General features: G+C 54.8%; 20 protein-coding genes. 19 read left to right on the top strand and 1 reads right to left on the bottom strand.

What is annotated here, in order from left to right:
- Nucleotides 1–191 precede the first annotated feature (191 nt).
- The 4 genes from PYW49_RS17545 to PYW49_RS17530 all read left to right on the top strand — a co-directional run bounded on the left by PYW49_RS17545 (nucleotide 192) and on the right by PYW49_RS17530 (nucleotide 2,859).
- Entirely contained in the window at nucleotides 192–581 is a 390-nt protein-coding gene (locus PYW49_RS17545; protein WP_320387227.1) for a T6SS amidase immunity protein Tai4 family protein, read from the top strand.
- A 180-nt stretch (nucleotides 582–761) separates the two neighbouring features.
- Nucleotides 762–1,244, top strand: coding sequence for an Hcp family type VI secretion system effector (locus PYW49_RS17540; protein ID WP_014884229.1), 483 nt, complete (start codon nucleotides 762–764; stop codon nucleotides 1,242–1,244).
- 65 nt (nucleotides 1,245–1,309) lie between these two features.
- A complete protein-coding gene (locus PYW49_RS17535; protein ID WP_320387088.1) occupies nucleotides 1,310–1,714 on the top strand; it encodes a hypothetical protein in 405 nt (134 codons plus the stop codon).
- A gap of 128 nt (nucleotides 1,715–1,842) precedes the next feature.
- A complete protein-coding gene (locus PYW49_RS17530) occupies nucleotides 1,843–2,859 on the top strand; it encodes a hypothetical protein (protein ID WP_320387087.1) in 1,017 nt (338 codons plus the stop codon).
- Here PYW49_RS17530 and PYW49_RS17525 read toward each other — a convergent pair.
- Nucleotides 2,828–3,157 carry a hypothetical protein gene (locus PYW49_RS17525; protein ID WP_320387086.1) on the bottom strand — a complete coding sequence of 110 codons (330 nt, stop codon included), beginning with the start codon at nucleotides 3,155–3,157 and terminating at the stop codon, nucleotides 2,828–2,830. The genes PYW49_RS17530 and PYW49_RS17525 overlap by 32 nt on opposite strands.
- Before the next feature lie 168 nt (nucleotides 3,158–3,325).
- Between PYW49_RS17525 and PYW49_RS17520 the strand changes: the two genes are divergently transcribed.
- The 15 genes from PYW49_RS17520 to tri1 all read left to right on the top strand — a co-directional run bounded on the left by PYW49_RS17520 (nucleotide 3,326) and on the right by tri1 (nucleotide 20,008).
- On the top strand, nucleotides 3,326–3,679 hold the full coding sequence (locus tag PYW49_RS17520) for a hypothetical protein (RefSeq protein WP_320387085.1): 354 nt from the start codon (nucleotides 3,326–3,328) through the stop codon (nucleotides 3,677–3,679).
- An 86-nt stretch (nucleotides 3,680–3,765) separates the two neighbouring features.
- A complete protein-coding gene (locus PYW49_RS17515) occupies nucleotides 3,766–4,164 on the top strand; it encodes a hypothetical protein (RefSeq protein ID WP_320387084.1) in 399 nt (132 codons plus the stop codon).
- Between the two features lie 110 nt (nucleotides 4,165–4,274).
- On the top strand, nucleotides 4,275–6,041 hold the full coding sequence (tagH, locus tag PYW49_RS17510) for a type VI secretion system-associated FHA domain protein TagH (protein WP_320387083.1): 1,767 nt from the start codon (nucleotides 4,275–4,277) through the stop codon (nucleotides 6,039–6,041).
- Nucleotides 6,038–6,835 (top strand): PP2C family protein-serine/threonine phosphatase, encoded by a 798-nt coding sequence (locus PYW49_RS17505; RefSeq protein WP_014884226.1) that lies wholly within the window; start codon nucleotides 6,038–6,040, stop codon nucleotides 6,833–6,835. Before tagH ends, PYW49_RS17505 begins: the two co-directional genes overlap by 4 nt.
- Nucleotides 6,836–6,851: 16 nt before the next feature.
- A complete protein-coding gene (locus tag PYW49_RS17500; protein ID WP_134350610.1) occupies nucleotides 6,852–7,850 on the top strand; it encodes a hypothetical protein in 999 nt (332 codons plus the stop codon).
- Nucleotides 7,851–7,859: 9 nt separating this feature from the next.
- Nucleotides 7,860–8,672, top strand: coding sequence for a type VI secretion system accessory protein TagJ (locus tag PYW49_RS17495; RefSeq protein ID WP_320387082.1), 813 nt, complete (start codon nucleotides 7,860–7,862; stop codon nucleotides 8,670–8,672).
- On the top strand, nucleotides 8,665–9,228 hold the full coding sequence (gene tssE / locus PYW49_RS17490) for a type VI secretion system baseplate subunit TssE (protein ID WP_320387081.1): 564 nt from the start codon (nucleotides 8,665–8,667) through the stop codon (nucleotides 9,226–9,228). The genes PYW49_RS17495 and tssE overlap by 8 nt, the downstream gene beginning before the upstream one ends.
- Before the next feature lie 2 nt (nucleotides 9,229–9,230).
- The gene (gene tssF / locus PYW49_RS17485) at nucleotides 9,231–11,102 is read left to right on the top strand and encodes a type VI secretion system baseplate subunit TssF (RefSeq protein WP_134350607.1); all 1,872 of its coding nucleotides are present in this window, start codon (nucleotides 9,231–9,233) and stop codon (nucleotides 11,100–11,102) included.
- On the top strand, nucleotides 11,099–12,142 hold the full coding sequence (tssG, locus tag PYW49_RS17480) for a type VI secretion system baseplate subunit TssG (protein ID WP_320387080.1): 1,044 nt from the start codon (nucleotides 11,099–11,101) through the stop codon (nucleotides 12,140–12,142). The genes tssF and tssG overlap by 4 nt, the downstream gene beginning before the upstream one ends.
- 38 nt (nucleotides 12,143–12,180) lie before the next feature.
- The gene (tssH, locus tag PYW49_RS17475) at nucleotides 12,181–14,796 is read left to right on the top strand and encodes a type VI secretion system ATPase TssH (protein WP_320387079.1); all 2,616 of its coding nucleotides are present in this window, start codon (nucleotides 12,181–12,183) and stop codon (nucleotides 14,794–14,796) included.
- Nucleotides 14,797–14,820: 24 nt separating this feature from the next.
- Nucleotides 14,821–16,257 (top strand): serine/threonine protein kinase, encoded by a 1,437-nt coding sequence (locus tag PYW49_RS17470; RefSeq protein WP_320387078.1) that lies wholly within the window; start codon nucleotides 14,821–14,823, stop codon nucleotides 16,255–16,257.
- A gap of 32 nt (nucleotides 16,258–16,289) precedes the next feature.
- Entirely contained in the window at nucleotides 16,290–17,708 is a 1,419-nt protein-coding gene (locus PYW49_RS17465) for a phospholipase (RefSeq protein ID WP_320387077.1), read from the top strand.
- Nucleotides 17,709–17,743: 35 nt separating this feature from the next.
- Entirely contained in the window at nucleotides 17,744–18,469 is a 726-nt protein-coding gene (locus tag PYW49_RS17460; RefSeq protein ID WP_407057619.1) for an ankyrin repeat domain-containing protein, read from the top strand.
- Between the two features lie 29 nt (nucleotides 18,470–18,498).
- Nucleotides 18,499–18,957 carry a hypothetical protein gene (locus tag PYW49_RS17455; protein ID WP_320387075.1) on the top strand — a complete coding sequence of 153 codons (459 nt, stop codon included), beginning with the start codon at nucleotides 18,499–18,501 and terminating at the stop codon, nucleotides 18,955–18,957.
- Nucleotides 18,938–20,008 carry an ADP-ribosylarginine hydrolase Tri1 gene (tri1, locus tag PYW49_RS17450; RefSeq protein ID WP_320387074.1) on the top strand — a complete coding sequence of 357 codons (1,071 nt, stop codon included), beginning with the start codon at nucleotides 18,938–18,940 and terminating at the stop codon, nucleotides 20,006–20,008. Before PYW49_RS17455 ends, tri1 begins: the two co-directional genes overlap by 20 nt.
- The last annotated feature ends 188 nt before the right edge of the window (nucleotides 20,009–20,196 follow it).

The raw sequence follows: 20,196 nt of genomic DNA, 5'->3' as shown, positions 1-20,196 counted from the left end.
CTGGCCGAAAGATATACCCCGGATCGCAATGCATGGGTTCTTATGTGCTGGGCTTAATGCATTAGCGATAGGGATATACGTTGTCACAGAGAAATGGAAAGAGAAAAAATAGTGCCTCACGCTGGCAGATGCGCTACTGAGCATATGGCAAAGGATATAAGGTGAAACGTTTCTGTTTTTTCCTCGCATTTATGACTTTTTACGTGTGTGCCGGAAATAGCTATCCTGATTTTTATCATCAGCAAACATATCGGCAGGTTTTAAAAGATTTAGTTCTGGCGCGCTGTCTTGCGCAGGTGGCAGATAAAGACAGCCAATTTTCTGCTGATGCGGCCGGTAGTGCGAGTGCATTCATTGAGTGGATACCTTTTGATGCCGAAAATGGCACTGATAAAGTGAATGCCCTCATTGCGAAATATAAAAATCAAATTAACGGTTTTCATTCAGAGCGAAAACCCGATGTCAAAGGCGTAACCTTAAACTGTTTACGTCTTTATCATAGCGACGAACTGAATAAACTGGTTCCGCAGGTCATCATTGGCGATCCTGAACGTACCTGGATTCAGGATAACCCGGAGTAGTAAAAGACTTCACATTCTTTCCGTTCATTCAGGGGGAATGTAAGACTGTCAAATGACACGGGTCATTTGATATGAGGCAGAGGTAAAATATGGACGGTTTTATTCAGCCCCATGCTTTCCTGTTTGCCATATAAGTGCTTTTTCGAAAGCAATATTGTTCATCCACGAAGAGTAGATATTATGGCTATTGATATGTTTCTGAAGGTCGAGGGTGTTACTGGCGAATCTAAAGATTCTAACCACACCGGCTGGACTGATATTACCTCCTTCTCCTGGGGCGCTTCCCAGCCTGGTAATATGAGCGTTGGCGGTGGCGGCGGTGCCGGTAAAGTTAACTTTAACGATCTGCACGTTAACGCCCTGATCGACAAATCCACTACAGCAATCCTGAAGCACTGCGCCAGCGGTAAACACCTGACCAAAGTTGAGCTGTCCGTCTGTAAAGCCGGTGGCCAGCAAGTGGAATATACCCGCATCACGCTGGAAGATGTGCTGGTCACTTCTGTTCAGTACACCGGTGCAGACAACGGCGATACCGTTGGTGTGACCTATGCATTCCAGGCTGCGAAAGTGAAACAGCAGTACTGGGAGCAGACCACTGCCGGTGGTAAAGGTGCTGAAAGCAGCGCTGGCTGGAACATCAAAGAGAACAAAGAAGCGTAATTGTTCATCCTTGACCGGGGTTTTGCCCCGGTCATGATGATTGATTCCGCATTTGCTGCAGGTTAATGATGATTAGAGAGTTGAACGTAATATCGATTGCATTAGCGTGTAGTGCTTGTATCTCACCTCCTGCGCAGTATGTGAAACTTTCTGTTACGTTAGAAAATAATATCCCTTGTTTTGGTATCAGGCAGGATTCAAATTTTAATGGGCCTGTATCAGTTTACGCACCAACTGTAATGAAACACGTTGGTAATCAATGGAAAACTATTAATTTCCATGATCAACTTCCATCAATGCGTATCTTAAATTCAGAGGAATGTATTCGTCTGGATGAGGTTGACTGGCGCGAGGGTGAGTATGATGTTGTATTGAAGGTTGTCAATGAAAAAACTGCTGTTCGGTATGCTGCACGGTTTATATTAAAGAAAGGTATGAGTAGCGAGTTACTTTTAACGACAAGTGAATGATATACTTTTCAAACGTCGGTATTTTCAAGAGTGCATCAGCGTTTGAATATTTGTTTAATTACGAAATGATTAAACAATTCACCACTGCAAACTCTGGACACTAAGTGTGTTGATTAAAGGGATTAAATATGACACATCGTTCAACCGTTAGTCCGGGCTACTGTGTGGTCCAACACCCTGGAACTTTAGATTATCAAGCGAGATTATTGTTTAATAATATCAATAGCGAAGCCGCCAGATACTTTATGCAAATAAACAATGATACTCCTTGGTTAAAACCGGGGCAATTACTCATCGTGGCTGACCCAAACAACACGAATCAGTCATCGCAACTGAGTATTCTTGCCAGAGCAAAAAAGAAAATTAACCATGCGTTGGCATCATTAAACACATCTGTTGCAGAGTATCTTCACGCTAATTATGACAATATTTCTGCATTGACTTCCTTAGGTGATAAACTAGCTGGAAATGCTGGTGATTTAGGTGAGAAATATTTCAGGCAAATTGAAAGTATACTCATTAAAATTGAGAGGACTTATCAGAATCAGTTTATATCACAAGGTTCTTTAATTGGTCAGCAGTTTTATATAGAAAGAAGAGCGCTATTCTCTCAGCTAAAACCTTTACTAAATAACGTAAGCAAACTAACACTTAAGATTCAAACCTACGAAAACATTAAAAAAGCACTGAACTTATCAAGTCGCTCTATTGTCCATGAATGGAGTACGGTAGGTGTTGGCGCGATTCCTGGATATTCAGATTATATTGTACGCTCTTCACGCGCGGCTAGTATTATGAAAGCAGGGGGGTGGATCTCATTAGGTTTCTCTTTTTTGAATACTTCTAATGATGTTTATAAAGCCTGTACTGTCGATCGTGAAGATGAATGTGGAAAAGTTGCTGTTACTGAATACAGTAAGTTTGGTGGAGGTACGCTTGGTGCTGCGGGAGGAGCCTGGGCTGCGTCTTTAGGAACTGGCGCTCTTTGCGGTGCAATGGGAATACCTACGATGGGCACCGGTGCCCTTGTATGTGGAATTGTTGTAGGACTAGGCGCTACTTCTGCGGGAGCCTGGATGGGTACAAAAGGAGGGGCTGAATTGGGTGAAGAGATTAGCAACTTGATTTTTTCCGGGGACGAGTAAATGTATGGATATTTGCGTTTAATATTGCTTTTATTTGTTTTTTTAGGATTGTTTGCTTCGTTATGTTTTTATTTTTATTTTTATCGTAAATATTCCCAAGAGCTATCAAAATCATTTCATCTTTTGAGTGATAAACAATATTTAGATGTGAACGATTATCTTTTTTATGAACAGCTTGGTCTTCCCGGATTTGCGCATCGTGTGTTCCTAATGAAAAAGATTTTGGCTGGAAAAGCCACGAAACAAAATAGCAAAAAAAATCTTCCCCCGGAGGCAGAAGTATTAATATCATCGACATACGATTTCTCATGGATCAAAATGTTTTACAGGATGACTCTTTTTGTTGTCTTTTTAATGCTTCTACTGTTCTTATTGGTTGCTACGGGGCATTAAAACCATGTCATCCTTCTGCTTGGTAAATATAACTTTATTGGTTCTTGTGGTTTTATTTGTCAACGTTGTAATCATGGATTTTTACAGTTCTCGGTATTTTAAAAAACACGAGTCAGATTATAAGGAATTACTCTCTGAGTATCGCCTGAAAGGGTACGATCTCGACCTGGTGACAAATTATGCATCGTTTTTTGGCTCGTTGGCGAATTATCAAAAAATAATCTGGTTTGTTCGTCTTCGCAAAGGCGTGAAGATAAAATTTATCAAAGACAGAAATGTTAAGAGTGAAGCCTATAAATTTGTTCAGTCTTTACCGGAAGAGCGAATTGGCTGGATATTAAAACTGCACCGACGTTATATTATTCAGGCAATGCTTTTTACGCTGTGGCTTGTTGTCGGTACTATTTTTCAGTATGCCATAAAATAGCTTTTATCGACCTTTAGTTCCCAGACGTCGTTCTCTCCTCGAGTGTGGTAGCGTTTGAGTGCTAATATTATTCAATGAAGAGTAATGTGATTATTAATAATACTTTCTCCATTTTTGTAATTTTTCTTTTTGCTCTATTCTTAATCCTGACGGTTACTTTTTATATTGATTATCGAAAGCACTCAAGTGAAGTTTCTGAAATATATGATGCATTAACGCAAGCTAGATTATTAAGGAAGGAAGATTATCAAGTTTGGGAAGGCTTGGGGTTCTGGGGTTTCGGTTTCCGTATCACAATTTTATTAAGGTTATTACGGGGGAAAAGCGTTAAGCTAACCGACTCTCGAAGGCTTCAATCTCATGCATGTCATGATGTTTTGTCCGGCTTTGAACTCTCCTGGGTTTATTCATATGACAAAAAAATTAAATTCACTATGGCTATTTTTATACTGCTTTTAATTTTGGCGAGTATTAATGAGATATAATTTTTCATTGTCTTTATGATTGATTTTGTAGGCTTAACCCCCAAACGCCGCCGTTTTCATCCCCGAGAGCGGCAGCGTTTGAGCGCTAATCATACCAGCAGGAATACGCCATGCGATTCACGATTATTTCTACAAAACCCGGTCATCAGCCGCCGCAGAGCAGCTGTGATTTTTACGCCCCGGGCGGCACTATTGGGCGCGGTACGGATAACAATCTGGTATTGCCGGACAATGACCGCACCATCTCGCGTCTGCAGGCCATTGTTCACGTTGACGCCCAGGGGGAATGCCGCGTCACCAACCGTGGCAGCGTCACCCGCGTGGTATTAAATGACATTCCGCTGGAGCGGGGGCGTCAGGTTGAGCTGCAGGATGGCGACATTCTCGGTATTGATGACTACCGCATCGAAGTGACCGAGCTTATCCACGACACGCAGCCGGTGAGCCGTATGGCGGCCACCATGCAGCAGCAGGTTCGTCCAGCAGCGCCAGCGCCCGCTCCGCAGCCGAAACCGGCGAGCGCCGCCCCGCGCGGGAAAACCGAGCCGACAGCCGTGCCAACGGAAATCTGGGATAGCCTGATGCAGGAGTTCTCTATCTCCGACAGCATCTCCAGCAACCGCACGAGGCCTCAGCCCGCTGCATCGCACGACCCCTTCACCCAGCCAGCGGCGCCGGAGCGTAACGCCGAAGATCCTCTGGCGATGTTCAACGACAGCGATCTGAAGCTTGAGCGGAAGAATGTCGATCCGGACACGCTGTTCAGCGATGAGGCGTTGTTCAAAAAAGAGAGTATTTTTGACGACGTCACCCCGTCAACGCTGGTACCGCCGAGCGAGACGCCTCCCGTGCAGCCAGAAGAAGAGGCGACGGATGAGCTCGATCCGCTGGCCCTGTTTGGTGGAAAGGCCAGCGCGCCCGCTGCGCGTAATGACGACCCGCTCGGGCTGATGGGCGGCGCGCCGTTAACCCATCCGGATGACATTGCCGACGAAAAGCCGGAGCCAAAAACGGAGCCAGCGCCAGTGCAGGAGGAGGACGTGCTTGCCGCTTCCCCGCTGTTCGCCCCTGAGCCGCAGGAAACCCCGCGTGCTGAGGAAGAGCCCGCGCGGCCGGATTACGCAGGCTTTACCATGCCTACGCCGCAGGCCGTTGCGCGCAGTAGCGCGCAGACGCCTAAGGGCCGTTTGCGTATTGACCCGGTCAATAACGCCGCCTCCCCAGCCGCCACGGCGAACAGCGGTGAGAAGGGCGAAGTGCTGCAGGGCGAACTGCTGGAGGCGCTGCTGGAAGGCATGGGCCTGAGCGAAATGCAGCCGGTGCCGCAGTTTGACCGCGAAAATATGCGTCAACTGGGTCAGATCCTGGGCATGTTCTCCCAGGGGACCGTGGCGCTGCTCTCCTCGCGCTCCATCCTCAAACGCGGCGTAAAAGCCGACATGACCATGGTGCTGGACGATGCCAACAACCCGTTCAAGCTGTTGCCGACCGGGAAAACTGTTCTGATCCAGATGTTCGGTACGCCAATGCCGGGCTTTATGCCGCCAACAAAATCCGTGCGCGACGCGCTGATCGATCTGCAGGCGCACCAGCTGGGTATGATTTCCGGTATCCGCGCCATTATTGCCGCGATGCTGCAGTCCTTTAACCCGGAACAGCTCGAAGAGCAGGCGAAGCAGAACGGGATGACCTCTCGTCTGGCGCTGCCGGGAAGCCGAAAAGCCGCCCTGTGGGACTATTTTGTTCGCAGCTACGGTGAGACGGCCGGCGAGATTGAAGATGACTTCCACACCCTGTTTGGCGAAGCCTTCCTTCATGCGTATGACATGGAGGTGAATCAGTACAAAGACTCACAGAGCGGATCGGAAGACAAATGAATATCGCAACGGCTTCTCTCTCCCGACAGGGGACGCGCGCCAGCAACCAGGATCAGACGGGAGAAACCATCGGGGAACGTTCAGCCTGCTTTGTCGTCTGCGACGGCATTGCCGGCCTGCCGGGCGGTGAGGTCGCCGCTGAACTGGCCCGCAACAGCATTATCTCCCGCTTCGATGGCGACAAACATCTTAATGCGCAGCATATTCGCGACTACGTGCAGACCGCGAATCGCACCATTCTGAGTGAACAGCAGGCCGTTCAGGACTATCGCCGGATGGGCACGACGCTGGTCAGCCTGTTCATTGACCGGGATTACGGCCTGGCCTACTGGGCGCACGCGGGTGACAGCCGCCTGTACCTGTTCCGCCGGGGGTGGCTGTGGCACGTGACCACCGACCACAGCCTGGTGCAGCAGATGAAGGACGCCGGGCATCAGACCGACAACCTGAACAGCAACCTGCTGTATCTGGCGCTGGGGATTGAAAACGGTGGACCAGAAGCCAGCTACAGCGACGTGGTGCAGGTCGAAGACGGCGATGCGTTCTTACTGTGCACCGACGGCTTCTGGCACGGCGTCAGCGAAGAGCAAATGAAGCAGTCGCTGCATATGGTCAATACGCCGCAGGAGTGGCTGACCTTAATGAACCAAATCATTCAAAAGAATGGCGAACAGGAGGGGAATGCTCAGGATAACTATACTGCCCTGGCGGTATGGATGGGCAACCCTCAGGATACCACTTTGCTGCATACCCTCTCTGATGCAGCACAATTTCTTCCCTGCGGAACTGATTAGACACACAAGGAACGATATGAAACTTTGGCTATCGGGTTTGGCAATACTGGCGGTAACCTCCACCGCGCAGGCTGAAAATTTCCGCATCGTGCAGTCTCCTGCGCAGAAGCTGGATATCTGGATCGACAACATCAAAGACAACACCCCACAAAGCTGGTGTAAGCCAGAGGTGGCGCTGCGTATTGTGGCGAACGGCAAGAAAGACGTCTCTGTGCTGGAAAACTTTGTGCCGCGTCTTGGCTCACTGCTGGAACACCAGTGCAGCAAAGTGAATAAACTTAGCTGGACGCTCAACGATCCGGCGGGTACGACGCTGGCGCAGGGCACAGCAGGCAAAGCGCAGGACTGGGCGCTGGTGGTGAAACAGGCGCAGGCTGAGCCAGCCGCAACCCCGACCGCGACCACAGCCAGCGGCGCGTTACTGCCGCCAGACCAGAACGTGGCAGCCAATACCGTCGCTGCCGACCGCACGCCGTGGCAGGAGTTTACCCTTCAGGACGGCTGCCACCTGCGCACCTTCTGGGAAGGCGGCGCTTCCGCACCGGCGCTCTTCATTCCGGATTCTGACACCACCCGCTGCGGTAACGGCAGCTGGCTGAGCGGACACACCGTTATTTCTCAGTCCCGCAACGGCGGGCAGAAAGAGATGGCAGTGACCTACATTCATGGCTTCCCGGTGATGGGACTGAACCAAAGCGCCGACCCGGAAAATGCGCTGATCACCTCCGTCAACAAAGAGCGCATGGTATTCAGCACCCCAAACAGCGACCAGAGCTGGATGATCCTGCCTTACGATAACTCTCTGAACAGCTGGAAGAGCAACGGCACGGTGGCGGTGGAAATTTCGCGTGAAACCGCCAGCGACGATGCCAAACTGCAGGCGCGTATCGCCGCGGTGAAAAAGACGTGGAGCGCCTGGGTTGCACCCGGCACCCCGCTGAATATCGTTCTGATTGACACCCTGCGTCCTCAGCTGCGCGATCCGGCAGTGGGCGCATGGCGCGCGGCGAATTAAGGAATGGCTATGAATACGCTCTATCAACACCTGGCGGGTGAGTCGCTCAGCGACGCGCTGGCGCGTCTTGAAGCCGAAATCAAAGCCCGTCCGGCAGATGCCGATCTTCGCGCCGCGTTCGTGCAGTTTTTAACCCTCAGCGGCAACTGGACGCGGGCCCTGACCCAGCTGAAAAGCTGGCTGGCGCTGAAGCCTCAGGCGAAGCCCACCGTGACGCTACTGGAGCAGTCCATTCAGGGCGAGCTGCAGCGCGCGCAGGTGATGGCCGGTGCGCAGCGTCCTGCCATGCCTGAAACCCAGTGGCCGTGGCTGACCACCCTTGCCACGGCGCTGAGCGAGGAGGGCGAGCGTGCGCAGGCGCTGCGTCTTGAAGCACTTGAACAGGCTCAGGCAAACCCAGGCCACATCGTGCTTGAAAACGAAGAGACCCAGGCCTTTGACTGGCTGATGGACGGCGATGCCCGTCTCGGCCCGGTGTGCGAAACCATAGTTAACGGTCGTTATTTCTGGCTGCCGTTTAGCGCTATTGCGGAGATCCGTTTCCAGGCACCGGCCAGCGTCACCGACCTGGTCTGGCGTCATGCGCTGGTGCGTCTCACCGACGGTACGGAACAGGTGTGCCAGATCCCGGCGCGCTATCCTTTTGCGGCCGATGCCTCCGATGCGGTCAAACTGGCACGCACCACCGAGTGGCGTCCGCTCGACGAGGACGGCACCCTTTATGAAGGGATGGGCCAGAAAGCCTGGCTGAGCGAACAAAGCGAAAGCCCGCTGCTGTCGCTAAGCCTTGTGACGTTTGCGACGGACGGAGCCGATGAGTAATCCCGCTGGCGAAGGCGATCTGCTGCGCAGCGGCTGGCAAGCCCGCAGCAAGCAGGAGAAGGTGGGGGCGCGCGATAAAATGCAGCCCTCGCTGCTGGATCGTCTCACCGATAACGACCCGGAAAAAAAACGCGAGTCGGCCAACAGCAATCTGATCACCCACGCCGCGCTGCGCCGCAATGTCCTGCGGGATTTGCAGTGGCTGTTTAATACCATCAACCATGATGCCTCAAGTGATTTAAGCGCCTTGCCGCACGTGAACCGCTCGGTGGTTAACTTCGGCGTCGCGCCGCTGGCCGGGAAGCGAATGTCGGATATCGAATGGCACGATATTCAGCGCAAGCTCACCGAGGCCATCATCAATTTTGAACCGCGCATTTTGCCGCAGGGGCTGCAGGTTCGCTGCGTGTCGGATACCTCCTCGCTGGATCTGCACAACGTGCTGTCCATCGAGATAAAAGGGCGTTTATGGTGTGTGCCGTACCCGCTGGAGTTCCTGTTTCGCACCGATGTCGATCTGGAAAACGGCCATTTTGAACTGAAAGATGCGGGGTAATCATGGAAAGTAAACTGCTCGAATATTACAACCGTGAGCTGGCCTACCTGCGTGAAATGGGGGCCGAGTTTGCCGAGCGCTATCCTAAAGTCGCCGGGCGGCTGGGCATGCGCGGCATCGAAGTGGCGGACCCGTACACTGAACGCCTGATGGAGGGCTTCGCCTTCCTGACCTCCCGCGTGCAGATGAAAATGGATGCGGAGTTTCCGCGCTTCTCCCAGCGTCTGCTGGAGATGATTGCGCCGAACTACCTCGCGCCCACGCCCTCGATGGCGATTGCCCAAATTGAGCCCGACAGCAGCCGGGGCGACCTGAGCAAAGGCTTTATCGTGCCGCGCGGCACCATGATGGACAGCCTGGCGCTGAAAAAAACGGGTGTTACCTGCAGCTATACGACGGCGCAGGAGGTCAATCTGCTGCCGGTGAAAATCGACAAGGTTGAGCTGGGCGGTGTCCCCGCAGACCTGCCGCTGGCGCAGCTGGGCCTGAGCCAGCGGGGTATCAACAGCGCCTTACGGATCCGCATCGCCTGCGACGGTCCGCAAAACCTCGGACACCTGGATTTTGACCGGCTCGAGTTTTTCCTTAGCGGCCCGGATATCGAAGCGCTGAAGCTGCTGGAGCTGGTGATGGAGCACCATGCCGGGATCGTCTGTCAGACGGTCAGCAAACATCCGCAGCGGCAGCTATTGGCGTCGGACGCGCTGCGCCAGGAGGGCTTTGAGCCGGACCAGGCGCTGCTCCCGGACGATCTGCGCAACTTTGACGGCTACCGTCTGCTGCAGGAGTACTTTGCTTTCCCGGCTCGTTTCCGCTTTATCAGCCTGAGCGGTCTGAGCAAGCTGATTCAGCGTTGTGAAAACGAAAAAGCCTTTGATATTTTCATCCTGCTGGATAAATCGGATGAACAGCTGGAGCGCGTGGTCGACGCCAGCCATCTGGCGCTGCACTGCACCCCGGTGATCAACCTCTTCCCGAAGGTGGCGGCCCGGCAGAAGCTGAACGAAGGCCAGCATGAATACCATCTGGTGGTCGATAACATCCGGCCGCTGGATTATGAAATTTACGCCGTGAATAAAATCTTCGGCAGCGCCGACGGGCAGCGTGACGACCAGACGTTTCGTCCTTTCTGGAGCACCTGGAGCGGCGACGCGGGCAACTACGGGGCCTATTTTTCGCTGCGCCGGGAACAGCGCGTGCTCTCTGAGCATGCCCTGCGTTACGGCACCCGTACCGGCTATATCGGTTCGGAGGTGTTTGTCTCGCTGGTGGATGAACAGCATGCGCCGTGGCAGGAAAACCTGCGCTATATCTCTGCCGAGGTACTCTGCACCAGCCGTGACCTGCCGCTGATGCTGCAGCAGGAGCTCGGACAGTTCATTATGGCTGACTCCATGCCGGTGAAATCTCTGACGCTGCGTAAAGGCCCGACGCCGCCACGTCCGGCGCTGGCCGAAGGGTTCAGCACCTGGCGGCTTATCAGCCAACTGCAGATGAACTACCTCAGCCTGATGGACAGCGAAAATGAAGACGGCGCGGCCGCGCTGCGTCAGCTGTTAGGGCTGTACGCTAACCTGGCAGAAACACCGGTTGCGCGCCAGGTGGAAGGCGTTCGCCACTGCGTGCTGGAGCCGGTTCACCGCCGCGTGCCTGAACCCGGCCCGGTCGTTTTCGCCCGCGGGATTGGCATTACCCTGACGGTAGATGAGCGAGCGTTTTCCGGTGCCAGTCCCTGGCTTTTCGGCAGCGTGCTGGAGCGCCTGTTTGCCCGGCTGGTCTCGATTAACAGCTTCACGGAATTCACCCTGAAAAGTCAGCAGCGCGGTGAAATCGGCTACTGGGCACCGCGAATGGGTAAAAGGGCGCTGCTATGAGTGACGTTGCTGCCGCACCGCTGCGCGTTCACCGCCTCACGCCGCTGCCGGACAGTTTCTGGCGCGGCGTGCGCGAAACGCCGTGGCGCTATGACCTGTTCCAGCTGTTAAGGCGCATTGATGCCCAGGGCGGAGAGCGCTATCCGCTGGGACGCGCGCCGCTGCCGAAATTTGAGCCGTTACGCATCGGCCAGCAGCCGTCGATGAGCTTTGCGCCTTCCACGCTGGCACAGGTACGACAGCGGGAAGAGAGCGGGCTGCACGAGGTGTCTATCCTCAGCTTCGGCCTGTTTGGCCCTAACGGCCCGCTGCCGGTCCATATGACCGAATACGCCCGCGAGCGTATTCATCATCATCAGGACACCAGCCTGAGCGCGTTTGCCGACCTGTTCCACCATCGCCTGACGCTGCTGTTCTACCGCGCCTGGGCGGATGCGCAGCCCGCCGTCTCCCTTGACCGCGCCGACAACAGGCGCTTTGAGGGATATCTGGCGTCGCTGATTGGGATGGGGCAGCCGGGTCAGATGAGCAAAGGCAGCCTGAGCGCCCATGCCCGCTTTACCCACGCCGGACACCTGACGCGTAACGGGCGGGATCCGGAGGGGCTGGAAAAGATCCTTCGCGACTATTTTAAGGCCCCGGTCAGACTGGTAAGCAACGTGCCGCAGTGGATGCCGCTCTCCGCGCGTGAGCAGGCGCAGCTGGGAGCAGGACGCCGCATGCCGCGCATGGGTGAATCCGCCTTTCTGGGCGTTGCGGTGCGCGACGTGCAGCATAAGTTTCGCATCGAGATTGGCCCGCTCAGCGCGGAGGAGTACAACCGCTTCCTGCCGGGCGAAGCGTGGGTCACCGAACTGCGCGACTGGGTGCGCCAGTATGCCGGGGTGGAATTTGAGTGGGAAACACGGGTGATCCTGCGCGAAGACGCGGTGCAGGGCTCCACGCTCGGCGGCGACGGGCGATTAGGCTATAGCACCTGGCTGGGCCACCAACCCCAGCCTGTCCCGCGTGGCGATCTGGTGTATCGCGCAGAGCGGTAATCCTTCCGTATACCGAATCATTGTTAATGGAAACTAACATGTCAGAAATTAGCCGTGCCGTGCTTTTCGGCAAACTGGATGCGCTGTTATTTACCTCTCTGGAAAGTGCGACTGCGTTTTGCAAGCTGCGCGGCAACCCTTACGTGGAGCTGGTGCACTGGCTGCATCAGCTGATGCAGCAGCAGGATGGCGATCTGCAGCAGGTCATCCGCCACTTTGCCCTCGACGAACAGCAGCTGACGCGCGATATCGTAGCCGCGCTGGACGCCCTGCCGCGCGGGGCGAGTTCCGTTTCCGATCTCTCCGAACATATCGACAGCGCCGTGGAGCGCGCCTGGGTTTATGGCTCGCTGAAGTTTGGCGTTAGCCGTATTCGCGGCGGCCACCTGCTGATCGGCCTGTTCAAAACCTGGAACCTGGCTAACGTGCTGAAAAGCATCTCGGCGCAGTTCACCCGTCTTAACGTCGAGGTGCTGATCGAGCAGTTCGATGCCATTTGTGCCAACAGCAAAGAGACGCAGCAGGCCGCTGCCGCGGTTGACGCCCCGGCGGGTGCGGTCCCGGCTGCGCAGGGGACGCTGGCCCAGTACGGCCAGGATCTGACCGCTCGCGCACGTGACGGCAAGATTGACCCGGTTGTCGGGCGCGATGAAGAGATCCGCCAGATGGTCGATATTCTGATGCGTCGCCGCCAGAACAACCCGCTGCTGACCGGGGAAGCCGGGGTCGGGAAAACGGCGGTGGTGGAAGGGCTGGCGCTGCGTATCGCCGAGGGCGACGTACCGGAGCCGCTGCAAAATATTCAGCTGTGGCTGCTGGATATCGGCATGCTGCAGGCAGGCGCAGGCATGAAAGGCGAGTTCGAGGCCCGACTGCAGGCGTTGATCAATGAAGTACAGTCCAGCGCCACGCCGATTATTCTGTTTATCGATGAGATCCACACCCTGATTGGCGCAGGCGGCCAGCAGGGCACCGGCGATGCCGCCAACCTGCTGAAGCCTGCCCTGGCGCGCGGACAGCTGCGCACCATTGGAGCTACCACCTGGGCGGAATACAAAAAATACATTGAGAAAGATCCGGCGCTGACCCGTCGTTTCCAGACCGTACAGGTTCACGAGCCGGACGAAGCGAAAGCCGTTCTGATGCTGCGCAGCACCGTATCCCCGCTGGAGACGCACCACCAGGTTCTGCTGCTCGACGAAGCGGTCAGCGCGGCGGTGAAGCTGTCGCATCGCTATATTCCGGCGCGTCAGCTGCCGGATAAAGCCGTGGCCCTGCTCGACACCGCCTGTGCCCGCGTCGCGGTCAGCCAGAGCGCACCGCCGGCGCAGCTGGAAGACTGCCTGCGCCATCTCGCCGCGCTGGACGTGGAAATCGAGATAGCCGAACGCGAAGCGCGCGTGGGGGCCGGTGACGCCGGGCGCGTAACGGCATTACGCGCAGAACGCGACGCGTATGAAACAAAACGCGAAACCCTTGCTCAGCGCTGGGAAGAAGAACGCAGCCTGGTACAGGAGATCATCCGCCTGCGTGCCGCGCTGTTTGCGGCGGGTGATGACGATACTGCCGAGCTGCGCAGCCAGCTGGCGGAGCAGCAGCAGGCGCTGAACGCCTTACAGGGCGATGAACCGCTGCTGTTTGCCGCGGTGGATGAAAACGTTGTCGCTGCGGTGGTCTCTGACTGGACCGGCATCCCGCTGGGGCGGATGGTGAAAAACGAGATCGACGCGGTGCTGAACCTTGCCGACACGCTGAACCAGCGGGTCATTGGCCAGCGTCACGGTCTGGACCTGATTGCCCGCCGCGTCAAAACCTCGCGGGCGAAGCTGGACGATCCGAACAAACCGGTGGGCGTCTTTATGCTGTGCGGCCCGTCCGGCGTTGGTAAAACGGAAACCGCGCTGGCGCTCGCGGAATCGCTGTACGGCGGCGAGCAGAACGTTATCACCATCAATATGAGTGAGTTCCAGGAAGCACATACCGTTTCCACCTTAAAAGGTGCACCTCCGGGGTACGTAGGGTATGGTGAAGGCGGGGTATTAACCGAGGCCGTTCGCCGCCGCCCGTACAGCGTAGTGCTGCTGGACGAAATTGAAAAAGCGCACCCGGACGTCCACGAGATCTTCTTCCAGGTCTTTGATAAAGGCTGGATGGAGGACGGCGAGGGGCGCCATATTGATTTCCGCAACACCATTATTATTCTGACGTCGAACGTGGGCACCGACCTGATTAGCGCCATGTGCGCCGATCCGGAGCTGATGCCGGAGCCGGATGCCCTGAGCGGCGCGCTGCGCCAGCCGCTGCTGGAGGTGTTCCCGCCCGCGCTGCTGGGCCGTTTGCTGGTGGTGCCGTACTACCCGCTCAGCGACGAGATGCTGGGGCAGATTGTTCGCCTGCAGCTCAAGCGCATCCAGCGCCGTCTGGAAGAGAATCACAACATTATTTCTGAGTTTGACGACAGCGTGGTGGAACAAATTGTTCAGCGCTGCACCGAGGTGGAGTCCGGCGGCCGCATGGTGGACGCTATTCTGACCAACACCTTGCTGCCTCAGATGAGCCAGATATTACTTACCGCCAGCCGCAGCGACGAGCAGTACCGACGTCTGCACGTTACCTGCGAGCAGGGCGAGTTTCACTGTCAGTTTGCCGCGTAATAATCATCAAGAGAACTGTAAAAGATGACGGATAATGATAACAATCGGACTGTCCCAAACGCGCTCCCGGTCGGGTACCGCTTCAACGAGTTTGAAATCAAAGAGGTGATCGGCGGCGGCGGTTTTGGCATCGTTTATCGCGCGTGGGATCACCAGCTCGAACGCACTATCGCTATCAAAGAATTTATGCCTTCCTCGCTCGCCGTGCGCGGCGACGACATGACCCTGGTGCTGCGCAGCGAGCGCTTTGGCAAAGCCTTTTCCGCCGGCCTGAACAGCTTTATTCAGGAGGCGCGTCTGCTGGCGCGCTTTAACCACCCGAACCTGCTGCACGTCCTGCGTTTCTGGGTGCAAAACGACACGGCCTACATGGGGACGCTGTTTTACAGCGGTACCACGCTTTCGCGCCTGCGTGAACAAAAGCCGGAGCTGATTAACGAAGCCTGGATCCGCCGCACGCTGCCGATGCTGTTTGGCGCGATCAAGACCATCCACGACGAAGGCTATCTGCACCGCGATATCTCTCTGGATAACATCCAGATCCAGGATAACGGCCTGCCGGTGCTGCTCGATTTCGGCTCCGCGCGCCGCACGATTGGTAACCTCTCCGACGAAACGGAAACCATGCTGCGTCCGGGCTTTGCGCCGATTGAGCAGTACACCGACGATAATGAAAGCGAGCAGGGCCCGTGGACGGACATATACGCCCTCGGTGCCGTGCTGCGTACCCTGATTGTGGGATCGCCGCCGCCGGTCAGCGTGGTGCGTTCCATTCAGGACACCTGTAAACCGCTGGTCGAGCTGATGCCGCAGGGCTATTCCATTCCGCTGCTGCAGGCTATCGACCGCGCGCTGGCGCTGCACATGGAGGACCGTCCTCAGTCTATTGACGAGTTCGCCGCGCTGATTGAGATGCCGGTTGCTGGCATTAACGACGTGCTGACGGCGAAAAAACCCGGCACGATGCTGGTCCCGGTAGAAGATGAAAAACCGGCTTCGGCACTCGACTGGCGTCGCTACAAGATCCCGGGCATGGTTGCCGCGGGCGTGCTGGTGGGCGTCGTTGCCGGCGCGATGCTGTTCAGCGGTGGTAGTCATGACGCACCTGAGCAGGCTGCGCAGGCACCGGCAGAGACGCGTGCGACGGAAACAGCCGCGAACGCGCCAGACGTGAAGCCAGAAACGGCGACGGTGAACGAGCAGGCCACTGCGCCAGCAACGGCGCAGCCGACGCCACCGCCTGTCGAGGCCAGCCCGGTGGCGTTGGTCTACATCCGTATTCTCGACGGCGAAACGCTGAAAGTGAACGGCGAACCAAAAGCGCTGCGTCCGGCGAATAACGGCTACGCGTCGCTCAAGCTGCCAGCCGGCGAAGTGAAGATTGAACTGCAGGGCAACGGGAGAATGCGTAGCCAGACGCTGGATATCACCAAGCCGGGCACCTGGCTGGTGAATCCGTAAGTCAGGCAGGGACAGGGAACAGGACGGAGCGAATGTATAACATTAAGTTTGTCTATCTTTTCAGCGAGAACGTCTCGCCAGCGCTTTTTGCGAAAATTATCCGCCCGTCCGTTGCCGGGCAGTGGATTATGTCGGTGCCCGACAATTCGCTGCGCTCGCTGTTCACGCGCTACGATTTGCTGCGAACCATTACCGGTGCGAATCCCTATCAGTCCGGGCGCGATACGCGCAAGCTGATTGTGCAGGATCTCGATATGGGCAGAATCGTTGCGATTGACGAGAGTTTTCGCAGCTGGTCGTCGGTAACGGAAATCTTTTATATCAATGCACAGGGGCGGCTGCAGGCCGCCTCGCTCACCGGGCTGGGCTGGTACCCGGTAAGCACTATTGTCGATCGTTATGAAACGATGGTGCGCACCTATGGTTCCCGCCCTGCGCCAACGGAGCTGCCGACGCAGGTGGTGAAATCCAAAGCGGCGCAGGTGCCTGACCAGCCGACGCCGGGCAAAGACGGTAAAACCTATGCCTCTCAGTTGCAGAATATGACCAAAGCCGAACGCTGGCAGGCCCGAAAGGACCTGATTGCGAAGGGCAGCAACAGTCTCTACCCGGATGCGCAGATCGCGGCTAAACGGTTAGCGGCGAATAATATTGCCGTGGAGAAAGCGAAGCTTGCGGAAAATGTTTATAAGACCGTAAACCCGCTGGAAACAACGCCGGGCGTGCCGGAGGGGTGGACGGATATCAGTAATGACGCAGCGGCGCTGAAGAAGCTTGGGCTGAACAGCAAATCACTTTTCGACAATACAGCCTCTCCTGATTTTCTGGCCCGCGTATATCAACCCGACCCAGAGGTGTTTGGTCGTGATATGAACCCAACGTTGGTTTTCAGAGGGTCACGGCAACCCGAATTTTTCCCCATGAAGAACATGGCTGACTGGAAAAATAACGGTGCGCAAGGGCTCGGAATGGCGTCAGATTATTATAAAAGAGCAGTGGGTCTTGGTGAACAACTCTCTAAATCCGGTCAACAAGTGGACATTGCTGGCCACTCTTTAGGGGGCGGATTAGCGTCTGCTACCGCGATGGCCAGCGGTATGCCGGGATGGACCTTCAATGCGGCCGGTCTAAATTCAGGTACCGTAGAGAAGTACGGCGGAAGTTTGTTGGGCAGTACGGAAAATATTCAGGCTTACCGGGTTGAAGGTGAACTGCTGACAAAAATTCAGGAAGTTAACCTTTGGGAAGATTTCAAAACGGTTAAAGGACACGTGCCGGCGCTGATAGCCAAAGAAGAGCTTTCTGCCGTCATGCCTAACGCTGCCGGAATTGCACACGACCTTCCGGGGGGAACGGGAGGCGCTCTCGATCGCCATGGCATCGATCAGGCGATTAACTGTATTGAGCAACAGAAAGATGAAGACATCGCAATTATCGGGAGTCGCGCGTGAAATCATTGATTACTGGCTGGATAGCGCTTTGTTTAATGTTTATGGTTCAGGGGTGCAAGCAAAATATGGATTTAAAACCAGACAATTACTTCAGTGGTCAGCAGCTCACAGTCGCGCGTGCAATTGAAGCCGGTGAGATGAATGAGGTTATTAAATTAGCTTCGCAAACAGACCTTAATAAGCCCGGCAAAGAAGACATGACGCTGTTGTTTTGGGCGGTGATGAACTCAATTAACGATAAAAAAACACCGGAACAGCTAAAAATTATTACCGCGCTGGTTAAATCGGGGGCAGACCCGCTCCAGCCAAGGCCTAAAGGAGAGAGCAGTCCGGCTGAATATGTGCTGAAAGCGGACAGTGGGGTCTGGATAAAGGCGATGCTGGAGGGCGGATTATCGCCGGATGCGAAGGATAAAACGTTTGGGGAACCGATTATCTTCGAGACCCTCGAAGCAAAAAACACCGATACGCTGCAGGCGATGCTTGACGGTGGAGCGGACATCAATATTACCAACTCACTGGGTAATACGTTGCTGATCGCCGCGCTGGACTTTCACTCTTACGACCATGTCCTGCTTTTGCTGGAGCGTGGCGCAAACGCTGAGATCAAGGCGGATAATGGCTGGACAATGGCCAACCAGCTGCAGCGTTATCTGAACCGGGCGAAAGAGGGTAGTGACGAATATCAAAAGCTGACTGAAATCAAAGACGCGCTTATTCGGCATGGCGGTAAATGGCCTCCTGCACCGGTGAGTCAGTGATGTTGTTAAACAGTGCACTTCCTTGAGCAATGATGAGTGTTAAAAAGCAGGTATTCATTTTCTGGGGAACGATGGATGCGCTGGCTGTTGCGGTCTACTGTGCGCAGTCCGTGCGCCATGACAGAGTCCCCTTTGTATCCGATATATCCTCTTTCAGTGCGACAGGAAACTGGCTTTCTGGTGGTGGATCCGGCGTTCTGCTGCTTTTCTTTATTCTCGATTTCCTGTTGCTGTTGTCGCTCTTTGCCTCGGCATGGTGCTTTCTGACCGGGAAGCCTTTCGCGAGCAGACTGGCGCTCTGCCAGGAAGTTTTTCGTCTGATCTCCTTCCGGTACTCGGTGACCCTTTTCCCGTTGTTGTTGAATATCGCGGGCGCCTCGAACGTCTGGCTGTATAGTGTTTTGTTTATATTTTCAGAGTTTCTTAAGATCTACTCTCTGTGGAGACATCAATACGGAAGGACGCGTAATGCTCGATCTTCACAGTGACGATGCTGTGGTTAACCATTATGCCGATCGCTACCGTAATCTGATGCCGGCAAATATCCGCAAGACCATACAGCAGATGGATACGGCTGAAGCGACAGCGTCTGAGATATGGGATAAAACATTACCCCTCGTCACAACGGAGGGTGTTTCGCTTGATAAAGCACTGGGGGCATTCGTAGGGCTGGCGGTTGGTGATGCCGTCGGGGCGACGCTGGAATTTAAGCGCCGAGATAGCGAACACATAAATGATATGCTCGGCGGCGGGCCTTTCCAGTTAAAACCTGGGGAATGGACTGATGATACTTCAATGGCAATCTGTGTGGCACAGACCTACCTTTCAGAAAAAAGAATGCATACCGATGTTATGCGGCAATGGCTTCTGAAGTGGTATCTCACAGGTTCAAACAGCAGCAACGGCCGTTGTTTTGACATTGGTAATACCACCCGTTTTGCGCTGGAACAGTACAGGCGTATCGGCCCATCCTGGTACGGTAACACCGAGAAGCATACCGCTGGGAATGCCGCTATTGTTCGTCAGGCGCCCGTCTCGATCTTTCGCAGAAAATCGCTCCGCGCAATCTATTTTGAATCTCAGGCGCAGAGCCGGGCAACTCACGGCGCGGTTGAATCCATTAATGCATGCCAGTTTCTGGGGCTTATTCTCCATTATTTAATGAGCGGTTATCCAAAAGAGGCGTCGTTCGAGCCTCATCGGTTTCCTTTGTGTGCAAGGGTTATGATCGTCAACGCTGGTGAGTACAAGCATAAGGCCCGTCACCAGATTCGCTCCAGCGGTTATGTTATCGATACGCTTGAGGCCGCAATGTGGGCGGTATGGCATACGGATAATTTCCGTGATGCGATCCTTCTTGCCGCCAATCTGGCGGATGATGCCGACAGCGTTGCGGCAACGGCAGGTCAACTGGCCGGTGCGTTATATGGCTATTCCGGTATTCCGCAGGAGTGGAAAGATAAACTGGTCCAACACGAACGTCTCGTCAGCATGGCAGGGGAGCTATTTCACAGTGCACCTGAGGATAACTTTCTTTAACGTTTCTGACGCATAAGCGCATATCCAAAACCACTTAGTCAAAATTAGCTTTACGTTCAAACACGTTTTCAGCATAAACCATTACGGAATACAGATTATGCTCAACCGAATTACCGTTCAGCTCCCGGTCGAGGGGCTGCTCTTCTGGAAACTCTCCGGCCGCGAGGCGATGTCCGAGTCGTTCGCCC

Source organism: Enterobacter chinensis (assembly GCF_034008295.1).
GTDB classification, from domain to species: Bacteria; Pseudomonadota; Gammaproteobacteria; order Enterobacterales; family Enterobacteriaceae; genus Enterobacter; species Enterobacter chinensis.
This window is presented reverse-complemented; position numbering and strand designations above follow the sequence as displayed.